Annotated in this window: 6 protein-coding genes and 1 pseudogene; 5 read left to right on the top strand and 2 right to left on the bottom strand. The window is 60.1% G+C overall.

Translation table 11 applies throughout. The annotated features are described in order from the left end of the window. Nucleotides 1-720: pseudogene (locus AC3B8H_RS13980) on the bottom strand (two-component sensor histidine kinase); the annotation flags it as partial. Between the two features lie 126 nt (nucleotides 721-846). Here AC3B8H_RS13980 and sucC point away from each other — a divergent pair. From sucC to AC3B8H_RS13955, 5 genes are all read left to right on the top strand, one after another. Then, a complete protein-coding gene (gene sucC / locus AC3B8H_RS13975; RefSeq protein WP_488442159.1) occupies nucleotides 847-2016 on the top strand; it encodes an ADP-forming succinate--CoA ligase subunit beta in 1170 nt (389 codons plus the stop codon). Continuing rightward, nucleotides 2016-2888, top strand: coding sequence for a succinate--CoA ligase subunit alpha (gene sucD / locus AC3B8H_RS13970; protein ID WP_488442158.1), 873 nt, complete (start codon nucleotides 2016-2018; stop codon nucleotides 2886-2888). Before sucC ends, sucD begins: the two co-directional genes overlap by 1 nt. 3 nt (nucleotides 2889-2891) lie before the next feature. After that, nucleotides 2892-4538: an NAD+ synthase gene (locus AC3B8H_RS13965; RefSeq protein ID WP_488442157.1), complete on the top strand. Its 1647-nt coding sequence runs from the start codon at nucleotides 2892-2894 to the stop codon at nucleotides 4536-4538. Nucleotides 4539-4541: 3 nt separating this feature from the next. Beyond that, on the top strand, nucleotides 4542-5669 hold the full coding sequence (locus tag AC3B8H_RS13960; protein ID WP_488442156.1) for a hypothetical protein: 1128 nt from the start codon (nucleotides 4542-4544) through the stop codon (nucleotides 5667-5669). Nucleotides 5670-5891: 222 nt separating this feature from the next. Beyond that, nucleotides 5892-8009 (top strand): putative bifunctional diguanylate cyclase/phosphodiesterase, encoded by a 2118-nt coding sequence (locus AC3B8H_RS13955; protein ID WP_488442155.1) that lies wholly within the window; start codon nucleotides 5892-5894, stop codon nucleotides 8007-8009. Here the strand turns inward: AC3B8H_RS13955 and AC3B8H_RS13950 are convergent. Further along, nucleotides 7988-11230, bottom strand: a 3243-nt coding sequence (locus AC3B8H_RS13950; protein ID WP_488442154.1) for a PPi-type phosphoenolpyruvate carboxykinase family protein, incomplete at its 5' end; no start/stop codon positions are given. The two genes, AC3B8H_RS13955 and AC3B8H_RS13950, sit on opposite strands and share 22 nt — an antisense overlap.

The following is an 11230-nucleotide window of genomic DNA, read 5'->3' as shown; positions in this document are numbered from 1 at the left end:
TAAAGCCGACTGGTTGGCCAATTGCAAGGTTAGCGCCCCGTCCACGATCAGGATGCCCGATTGCAAATGTTGAATAATGTAGCGATTCAAGCCCTCCAAGCGGGCGATGGTCTGCGCTTGCTGTTGCGCCAAAATCGCCGACTGCTCGGCGCGCTGGGCTAGAATCACCGACAGGAACGCAATCGAGAAAAACGAAATCCCCAGCATGCCGGAGTAGGTCAGCGTGACCGCCTCGAAACTCAGGGTTTGAATTGCATAAGCCTGTTCGGCCAACACCGCCAGACTGGCCAACGCCGCGAACAAAATCGCGCAACGGCCACCGATCAACAAACCGCCGGCGGCGATCGAAATCGCCAACAACATGCCGATACCGCTGGCGATACCGCCGCTGGCATGCATCATCAACGTGATAAAGACGATATCGGTGAAGATAAACAGCTGCGCCAGCATCGCGTAACCAAAGCGATGCCTGAGCGTGATCGGCGCGGCAACCACGGAAATCGCAAGGTATCCTAGACTAGCGAACTGATACAATGCGCCGTCGTAGGTGCCCAGCGTCGACGCGCCAAACCGCAGAAAATACAACATAACGAACAAGCTGCCGGCCATGAATCGGTAGATGGCGAATATCTTCAACATCAACCATGCTTGCCGCTCGGGTATGCCGTAGCCTCGGGAAAACGGACAAGGATAATAAGTATGAGTTTGGCCGGGAGGCATGCCGTCTCTGTCAGCAAGTTTCAGTTAGAATGACGATACCTTTCATCATAGCATTAAGTCGGCGGAGGACCTGCCCGGCGGCTAGTCTTATAGCAATGCGGCAATCAACGTGAATCGGAGCAGGATATGAATATCCACGAGTACCAGGCGAAACAACTGTTTACCGCATACGGCGTGCCCGTGCCGAAGGGCGATATCGCGGATTGCGCCGCGAGCGCCGCCAAGGTCGCCGAACAATTGGGCGGCGACGCCTGGGTCGTCAAGGCGCAAATCCACGCCGGCGCGCGCGGCAAGGCCGGCGGCGTCAAGCTGGCCCGCGACACCCACGAAGTCGCCGAACACGCCGCAGAGATGCTCGGTAAACGCTTGGTTACCCACCAAACCGACGCGTCCGGCTTGCCGGTTAACAGCGTCTGGGTCGAGGAGGCATCCGCGATTAAAAACGAATTTTATTTGAGCCTGTTATTGGACCGGGAAAGCGAGCGCCTGCTGTTTATCGCCTCGGCGGCCGGCGGCATGGACATCGAAGCCGTCGCCGCCGCAACGCCCGACAAGATCGTCCGGATTCCGGTGCATCCCGCCGCAGGACTGCAAGCCTATCAAGGCCGGCAAATCGGCGCGGCGCTCGGCCTCGGCAAGGAACAACAGGCGCAATTGCCGGCTATCCTGAACGGCATGTACGAATTATTCCTGGCCAAGGATTGCAGCCAGATCGAAATCAATCCGCTGATCGAAACCAACGACGGCCGCTTGGTGGCCTTGGATGCCAAAATCAACTTCGACGACAACGCGATCGCGCTGCATTCCGACATCGCCGCGCTGCGCGACGCCAGCCAGGAAGATCCCAAGGAAGCCGAGGCCAAGCAATTCGACCTGAACTACATCACCTTGGGCGGCAATATCGGCTGCATGGTCAACGGCGCCGGCTTGGCGATGGCAACGATGGACATGGTCAAATTAAAAGGCGGCGCGCCGGCCAACTTCCTGGATGTCGGTGGTGGCACCAACAAGGACAAGGTCAAGGAAGCCTTCAAGCTGATCCTGTCCGACGGCACCGTCAAAGCCGTACTGGTCAATATTTTCGGCGGCATCGTCAAATGCGACGTGATCGCGGCCGGCATTCTGGCGGCGGTCGAGGAAATGCATCTGACGATTCCGGTCGTGGTCCGGCTGGAAGGCACCAACGTCGAGCAGGGCTTGGCCATGCTGAAGAACTCCGGGCTGGGACTCACGCCCGCCGAGGATTTGAATCAAGCCGCCGAACTGGCGGTGAAACTGGCTGAAGAGGTCGCCTAATGTCTATTCTGATAGCCAAGCACACCAAAGTCATCTGCCAAGGCTTCACCGGCAAGCAAGGCACTTTCCACTCCGAACAAGCGCTGGCCTACGGTACGCAACTGGTCGGCGGCGTCACGCCGGGCCGGGGCGGTTCCAGCCATCTGAACTTGCCGGTATTCGACACGGTCCGGCAAGCGGTCAACGCCACCGGCGCCAGCGCGACGATGATTTACGTACCGCCGTTTTTCGCCGCCGACGCCATTCTGGAAGCGGTCGATGCCGGCATCGAATTGATCGTCTGCATCACCGAAGGCATTCCGGTGCTGCAAATGTTGAAGGTCAAGGCGGCAATGCAAGGCACGAATTCGTTGCTGGTCGGCCCGAACTGCCCCGGCGTGATCACGCCCGGCCAATGCAAGATCGGCATCATGCCCGGCCATATTCATCAACCCGGAAAGATCGGCATCGTCTCCCGTTCCGGCACGCTGACCTACGAAGCCGTCCACCAAACCACCCGCGAAGGCCTGGGCCAAAGTACCTGCGTCGGCATTGGCGGCGACCCGATCCACGGCATGAACTTCATCGACGTATTGCGCCGTTTTCAGGACGACCCGCAAACCGAGGGCATCGTCATGGTCGGCGAGATCGGCGGCAGCGATGAAGAACAAGCGGCCGACTTCATCAAAGCCCATGTCAGCAAACCCGTGGTCGGCTACATCGCCGGCCAGACCGCGCCGCCCGGCAAACGCATGGGCCACGCCGGCGCCATCGTCACCGGCGGCGCCGGCACGGCCGCCGGCAAAATTGCCGCGATGCGGGCGGCCGGCGTGACGATGGTCAGTTCCCCGTCGGACATCGGCGCGGCAATGCGCGGCTGTATTGCCCGGTAATCAATGACTTTAACCATAGCCCTGGCCCAACTGAATTTCACGGTCGCCGACATTCCCGGCAACGTTGAAAAAATCCTGTCCGCCGTCGAGCAAGCCAAACAACAACGCGCCGATGTCATCGTTTTTCCCGAGCTGTGCGTAACCGGCTACCCGCCGGAGGACTTGCTGCTGCGCGGCGACTTTTTGGCCCAAACCGAACGCGGCCTGGCCCGCCTACTGCGCGACATCCAAGGCATTACCGCCGTGATCGGCTATCCAAGCCGGCAAGGCGGAGCGCTTTACAATGCCGCCGCCGCGGTGCGGGACGGCGCGATTGTCGCCGAGTACCACAAAATCGCCCTGCCCAACTACGGCGTGTTCGACGAGCAACGCTATTTCAAGGCGGGTCAACAAACCTGTCTTTTCGAAGTCCGGGCCACGAAACTGGCGCTGACCATTTGCGAGGACATCTGGCGCGACGGCATCATCGCCGCCAACCGCGACGCGGGCGCCGACATCATCCTGACGCTGAACGCCTCGCCGTTCCACGCCGGCAAGATGCAGCAACGCGAAACCATCATTTGCGGCCAAGTTCGCGCGGTGGGCATCCCGTTGGTCTACGTCAATCAAATCGGCGGCCAGGACGAATTGATCTTCGACGGCGCCTCCTTCGTCGCCGATCGCGACGGCGAGATTGTCTATCGCGCCGCCGAATTCGAGGAACAACTCGGCATCGTCGAATTTAACGGACCCCGTCCAACCCCAACCGGCATCGTCGCGCTCTACCAACCGGTGGTCAGCGAATACAAGGCGCTGGTGCTCGGCATCCGGGATTACGTGCGCAAGAACGGCTTTCACGGCGCGATCCTGGGCCTGTCGGGCGGCATCGATTCGGCGCTGGTCCTGGCCTTGGCCGTGGACGCGCTGGGCGCGGATAGGGTCGAGTGCGTATTGATGCCGTCGCGCTATACCCAAGACATCAGTAACGAAGATGCCGAGCTGGAAGCCAAGGCGCTCGGCGTCCGGCACCACATCGTGCCGATCGAACCGGCCGTCTCCGCGTTCAACGCGATGCTGGCACCGCTGTTCGCCGGTTCCAAAACCGACACCACCGAGGAAAACATCCAGGCCCGCTGCCGGGGCGTTTTGCTGATGGCGTTGTCCAACAAACAAGGCAAACTGCTGTTGACCACCGGCAATAAAAGCGAAATGAGCGTAGGCTATGCCACGCTCTACGGCGACATGGCCGGCGGCTTCGCCCCGCTCAAGGATGTCTCGAAATTACTGGTTTACCAACTGGCCGAATACCGCAACACGCTGGGACCGGTAATTCCGGAACGGGTGATTAGCCGGCCGCCGTCGGCGGAACTGGCGCCGGACCAGAAAGACGAGGACTCGCTGCCGCCGTATTCGGTACTCGACCCCATCCTGGCTCTCTACATCGAGCAGGATCAATCGGCAGCCGACATCGTCGAGCTGGGTTATCCGCGCGCGGCGGTCGAACGCGCGATCTCGCTGGTCGATCGCAACGAATACAAGCGCCGGCAATCGCCGCCCGGCATCCGCATTACCCCCCGCGCCTTCGGCCGCGATCGGCGTTATCCGATTTCGTCGGCCTACCGGGGCATTTCCGAACTCAACCCAACCGCGCAAGACAACGTTACGGAGTAAATCATGTCAACCCTGCGTACCCTGTTATTCACCGGCGGCCTGCTGCTGACCGCGCAAGCCGCCGTGGCCCGCGAGATCAACGTGCCGGTGCCGATGGAATACGGTCTGATCAGAAGCGTGCTGGTCAACCAGCTTTACACCGGCGCCGGCGAAACCGCGCGGGTCTGGAAAGACGGCAAGCAATGCAGTTTCCTGGACTTGTCCCAGCCGCAAATCGGCGGCGAGGACGGCCTGGTCAAAATCGAAAACCACGTTCAGGCCAAGATCGGCACCGCCCTCGGCAACAAGTGCATGACCATCGTCGAATGGTCGGGGATTTTGCAAACCTTTCAACAGCCGACGCTGGATTCGACCGGCAATGTGCTGTCGTTTCCGGTCACCCGCACCCAAGCCTACGACCGCAACGGCCAAGCGCTGAACATCGACCAATTGTTGTCGCTGATTAAAAAAGCCGCCGAACCGAAGCTGGCCTCGCTGAAAATCGACCTAAATAGGGCTCGGCCGGACATTGCCAAATCGCTGCTGCCGTTTATCTCGGCCGAGCACGGCGAAGACTGGCACGACGCGGTCAACAGCCTGCGCTTCAACCAAGCCAAGGCCGATGCCAAGGGCCTGTTGCTCGGCGTCGGCTACACGGCCAACGATCGGAAAAGCGATGGCGTCAAACCGTCGCCGGTACTGACCGAAGCCGAGTTGGCGCAATGGCGGCAACTCTGGCAAAACTGGCAGGCGTCGGTCGAACAGGCCATCGAGCGCACCAAACTGACCGCCGCCGACGAATCGGCCAAAGCCACGATGCGCGAGGTGCTGGAAAAGGCCGGCGGCGCGTTCGAACAAGGCCTGACCGGCGAATATGTGGCCGAGAACGACCCGGTGCGGAAATTCTTCAATAGTTCCTGGGATAAACTGGCACCGCTACTACGCCTGGCCTCCACGCAACTGCCGGGTGGCGAAAACCTGCGCTACGTGACGCTGGTCGCCGCGACCGACCTGATGTACGAACTGGAATCGATCGGCTCGCCGCTCGGCCTGGAAGTCTCGTCGAATGGACTGCGTAAACTGGCTCGTTCGTTGATCGCTCAGGAATTTCCGAAAACCAAAACCAAGGGCAAGCGCAAGTCTCAACATTAAGCACCCGCCCGCCGCGATCCCGCTTGATCGACAAAGCGCGGCGCGGAGCCAAAATCCAGACACGGCGTCACCGGCCGGCCAACGCCGGCCCGGGACACCCGCTGCTACAATATTGTTTTGATGCAAGGGATTTTGCGCTAAGCTCGCGCGTCATCCCGGCTTCGGGAGCGATGCCATCTCGGGTCCGGCCGCCGGTGCCGGAGCGTTGCTATCGGGAGCGCCATGAACCAAACACAGCCTCATTTATTCGACATGCAGGCTTACATGCCGCACGGCCAATGCTATTTGTGGCAGGCCGACCTGTTGTTGTTGCACGCGGTGTCCGACGCTCTGATCGTGCTGTCTTACTACTCCATTCCGTTCGCAATGGTGTATGTGTTAAAGCGCCGTCAAGACATCCAATTCGGCTGGATATATTGGCTGTTCGGCTTGTTTATCTTTTTATGCGGCACCACCCATTTGCTGAGTATCTGGAACGTTTGGGTGCCGGATTACTGGACGTCGGGGCTGGTCAAACTGGCTACCGCCGGGGCTTCGTTGACCACGGCGGTATTGATCTGGCCGCTGATCCCGAAAATTCTGGCGATACCCAGCCAGAGCCAACTGATGGCCGCCAACGCCGCGCTGGCCAAGGAAATCGAAAATCACCGCAAGACCGAACGCGAGCTGCGCAAACTATCCTTGGCGATGCAATACAGTTCCAGCATGGTCATCATCACCGATCACGAGGCCAAGGTCGAATACTGCAATCCGGCGTTTTATCGGATCACCGGATTTAGCGAGCAGGAAGTGATCGGCCACAAAGCCAACCTGCTGAAATCCGATCTGACCGCCAACGAAATCTACGACGAGTTGTGGCAAACCCTGAATGCCGGCCAGGACTGGCACGGCGAATTCCTGAACCGCAAGAAAAACGGCGACTTATTCTGGTGTCTGGAGTCGATCACGCCGATTTTGGATGACAATAACGCCATCAGCCATTTCGTTTCGATCATCCACGACATTAGCGACCGCAAGGATTCGGAAGAAATCATCAAACATCTGGCCTATTTCGATCCGCTGACCGACCTACCGAACCGCGCGCTGTTCAACGAGCGGCTGGCGCAATCCGTCAGTCAGGCGCGCCGGCACCGCACCGAGTTCGCGTTGCTCTACATGGATTTGGACCGATTCAAGAATATCAACGACACGCTGGGGCATCTGGTCGGCGACAAACTGTTGATCGAAGTCGGCAAGCGCGTCACGGCCTGCCTGCGCGAACACGAAACCGTCGCCCGCCTGGGCGGCGACGAATTCGCGATCATCGGCCTGCATCTGCGCACCGCCGCCGATGCCGGCGAAATCGCCAAGCGGGTGATCGAGCAAATCAACCAAGCCTTCTTTATCGACGACCACCAACTTTTTATCGGTGCCAGCCTGGGCATAGGCATCTATCCGGCCGACGGCGAAAATAGCGAGACCTTAATCAAACACGCCGACGATGCCCTCTATCTGGCCAAACAACGCGGCCGCAACAAATTTGAATTCTACGACGCCTCGGCCAACGCACTATCCTTGCGGCGCCTGACGCTGGAGCGGCATTTGCACCAGGCGTTGGCGCGCGGCGAATTCGAGTTGCGCTACCAACCCCAGGTGGCGCTGCCCGGCGGCGCGCCGGTCGGAATCGAAGTATTGTTGCGCTGGCAACCGGACATCGGCGCGGTTCATCCGCACGAATTCATTCCCATCGCGGACGACACCGGCCTGATCGTCGAGATCGGCGCTTGGGTATTGCGCAGCGCCTGCACCGCCTGTTTGACCTTGCCGGCCGCGGCCGGCTTGAGACTGGCAATCAATCTGTCGCCCCGCCAATTCAAACAGCCCGATCTGATGAATCAGGTGGACGCCATTCTGGCGGAAACCGGTTTTCCGGCCAGCCGGCTGGAATTCGAAATCACCGAAAGCATGTTGCTGGATAATCCGGACGCCGCGATGCGGCAAATGCGGGCGATGCACAGTCGCGGCATCCGCCTGAGTATCGACGACTTCGGCACCGGTTTCTCATCACTGACTCATTTACATAAGCTGCCGGTCGACATGCTGAAAATCGACCCATCCTTCATCCGCGACCTGAGCGCGGAAACCGGCGCCCCCTGCATCGTGCGCTCCATCGTCGGTTTGGCGCACGGCATCCATTTGCGGGTGGTTGCCGAGGGCGTCGAAAACGAGCGGCAATCCGCCATCCTCGGCGCGCTAGGTTGCGATCTGGCCCAAGGCTTTTACTTCAGCGCGCCGCTTGGCTTGGCCGAACTGCGCGCATACTTGGAATCCGGCGGACCTCAAGCCGATCCGGCGGCGTAAGGTCCAAGCGGATCGGCGCCCAGCGTGCCGACCAGCGTTTGCGGATAATCCGGCGCCGACACCGCCAGCAATCGAGCCTTTGCCCGCCGCAAGCGTTCGGCCAAATTCAATGCCGCCGCCGGCGCCTCGTGCCCGCTGGCGTTTAAAAAGGCTTGCAGATAATCGACATGGCCTTGCCACAGCGCAATGTCGCGCTGTTGTTTAATAGCCAACCGCTCCCGGTACCATGCCGAAGCCAACAGGGTTTCGCGGCTGAACATGGCCCGGATTCGCGGATGATTGGCGTCCATGCCCTGGTAATGACCGTCGGCCATGATATGCAACAAGGCCGATAGCGGCGGGCAAGCATCCTCGATACTGCCGTCCTCGAAATATTGGCGGGCCACCCGTTGCTGAGTCTCGACGATATTGTCAACCCCATCGACAAACACCGCCAGGCTTTGCCGTTCGGGTTGCAAAATCTCGTCGGTAAACACCGCGTAGGGATTATCGAAAATCTTGCCCATCAAACCATGCACGAAATGGCTGGTAATCCGGTACCCCAAGCGGCTGGCCAGCACCTTGCGCCCCTGGTACTCGAAGTCCCTCACCGCTTCCAGATAGCCGTGCTGGATTAAATAGTCCGGCTGGCGCTCGCCCGGCGGCAAACGCGCCCAGATTTCCGGAATCAACAGGCTGATGTCGTGATCGACCCGGGTATCCGGCCCGATAAAACCGGCGGAGCTGGAAAAACCCGGATAGCCGGTCAGGATGAACGATACCAAGGCATTGTTCAGATCGGCGGTCGGACGCAAGGCGTTAAACGGTCCCTTGGTCAGCGCGCCTTCGCTACCGGCACCGGTCGTGGACGGCGACTTGCCGGTCAACGAACAGATGAAATCCATGAACAGTTCGGGCAGCTCCTGATAGTGAATCGGGTTGTAAACCGCCAGCGGGCGAATACCGGGTTCCGGCGGATTGTTACGCCGCCCGGTCAGCACCGCGTCAACCGGATGGCACAACGGCTCGGACAACGGAATCTTGCGATGCAGACGGGCGCCGATTTCGGCAACGTATTTACGGATCGGCTTGACGATGTCGGCGCGGGTTTCCAGATAGCGCGGGTTCTTGGACGGCTTGCCGTCCACCAAGCGCGGATGCGCCGACGACACGACGAAACCGGCGCCGTCGCGGTAGGCTTGAGTCAACAGGGTTTGCATGGCCGGCGTGAAGCGCGAGAACGTCATCACGTCCTCGACCACCCCGGCCAACTTGGCGTGATCGAGCGGCTCGAAGTTGGCGATGAAATTGCCCGGCGCGGCCATATTGGCTTCGGTTTGCTTGTCGTAGCCGGGAATGATCGCGTCGTCGGGCCGTTGAAACAACCGGTATTCGCAATTGCTGACCAGTTTGACGCTATGCGGATAGTCGGTCTGCGGCAGCCAGGCCTTGATCCGGCTGGCGGGCACGACTACCGATGCGGTGATGTCGTCTTCCATCTGCACTTTCTCGGCGGCGATGTAATCCTGCCGGACCTTAAAGGTGCGCCAGCCGCCTTCCTGATCGAAGCCGACCCGCAAATAGGTCGCCACGATCTTGCGTTGATCCAGTTTCAATTCGTGGCCCGGCGCGCCGTCGATCACGTCCACCGATAAATGGTCGCGCCAGCGGCCTTCCCACTCGCTACGGTAAAACCGCTTGATCAAGAACACCAGCGCGAAAATACTGGGCGGAATCGACTTCAGCCAGGCGTTGAACTCCGGCGTGTAATAAGGCGACGGGGTCAGCAATTTGATGACCGAACCCAGACTGCGTTCGTCGCTCAGAATCGGCCGAGCCGGATCGCGATCTTCGTGCTCGTGGCCGGGTAGAAAACGTCCGCTTCGGTAATCCTTGTCGAAGATCGCCTGAACCCGATCCAAATCGTTCTGCAAGTCGTCGACGAACAACGGACCGTAAATCACCGCGTCTTCGATGGATTTGGAGATTTCTGACTTGCCGCCGCCCGACACGGTACAGGGTTTGTGGCAGAAAGTGCCTTCGGCGACGGTGCCGACCAAGCGCCAGGACGGCGCGCCGGGATGTTTGCACATCTCGATCTTGTAGCCGTTGGGCTGGATGTAAATCTTGCCGGGCTGCAGGCGGATGCCGTGGCTTTGGCCGTTGCGCACCCAGCTGATTTTCTGGGTACTCAAGTTCATCCGCAGATCCTGCGGCACGTAGACGATATCCGGGTAGCGCCGGTCCAGCGCGTAGCCCTCCGATTGAATGTCCATGATCGCGCCGTAGCGGTAAGCCATGTCGTCGAAGTCGTAGCCCGGCTCGCGCGTCAGGCTGCCGATGCCGAACTCGTCGCCGTGGTTGAAGCGGCGAAACGCCAACGCGCCGCCGGCGTGTTCCTCTTCGGCCAGACCGTAGAGGTTGGCGGCGTAGCTGATCTGGGTTTTGACTTCCTTTTTGCAATAACCGTAATAATTGTCGGCCAGCAAGGTGACGATGACGCCGGAACGGTCGCGGGCGGTCAATTTGAAGGCCTGGCCGTCGTTGTAGAGCTCATCGGGGCTTTGCCAGCACATACCGTCGGCGCGCTGCCGGTCGGTCGCCGCGTCCCAATGCGGTAAGCCGACTTGCTGCTTGGTCAGTTTGGCCAGATGCGGCGCCAAAATCACGCAACCGCTATGGCCGCTCCAATGCTCGACGTCCAGCCCGGCATCGCACTCGGGCAAGGCCGGGTTACCGCCATTGCCGAAGATGCTTTCGACGAAATCCAGATTGCTGACCAGATTGCCCGGCGCGAAGAAGCGGATCTCCATCGTTTTTTCAGCCGACACGCCGGGAATCTCCGGACACACGACCGGTCGCAACAGCAGCGATGCGAACATCCGCGCCGGTCTGGCCTGTTTGGCGGTGAACGGCAGCGTCAGCATATCGGCCGGCGGATTCAGCGCTTCCGCCAACATCAACGCGAAGGTCAATTTTGGGACCTGCTTTTTGTCGCCCGGCACCGGCAGGCCGCCCTCGGCGATATGAAACGAGCCTTTGGTGGTACGCCGGTCGCTGGCCGGATTGTGCAAAACACCTTGCTTGACTCGAAAACTGGACACGATCTCCGAACGAAATTCGTCCTCGCCGATCGGCAACGACAGCTCGCGCGCCACGCCGTGGCGATCCAGCTCGAAAGTCATCGTCGGCAAGCAGGGCGGCGTCGCCAAGCCCAAATCGGCGCAATAGCGGTCGAGAAA

It is taken from the genome of Methylomonas sp. BG-2 (genome assembly GCF_057766305.1).
The sequence above is the reverse complement of the archived record's forward strand: the minus strand, read 5'-3'. Positions and strand labels throughout refer to the sequence as shown.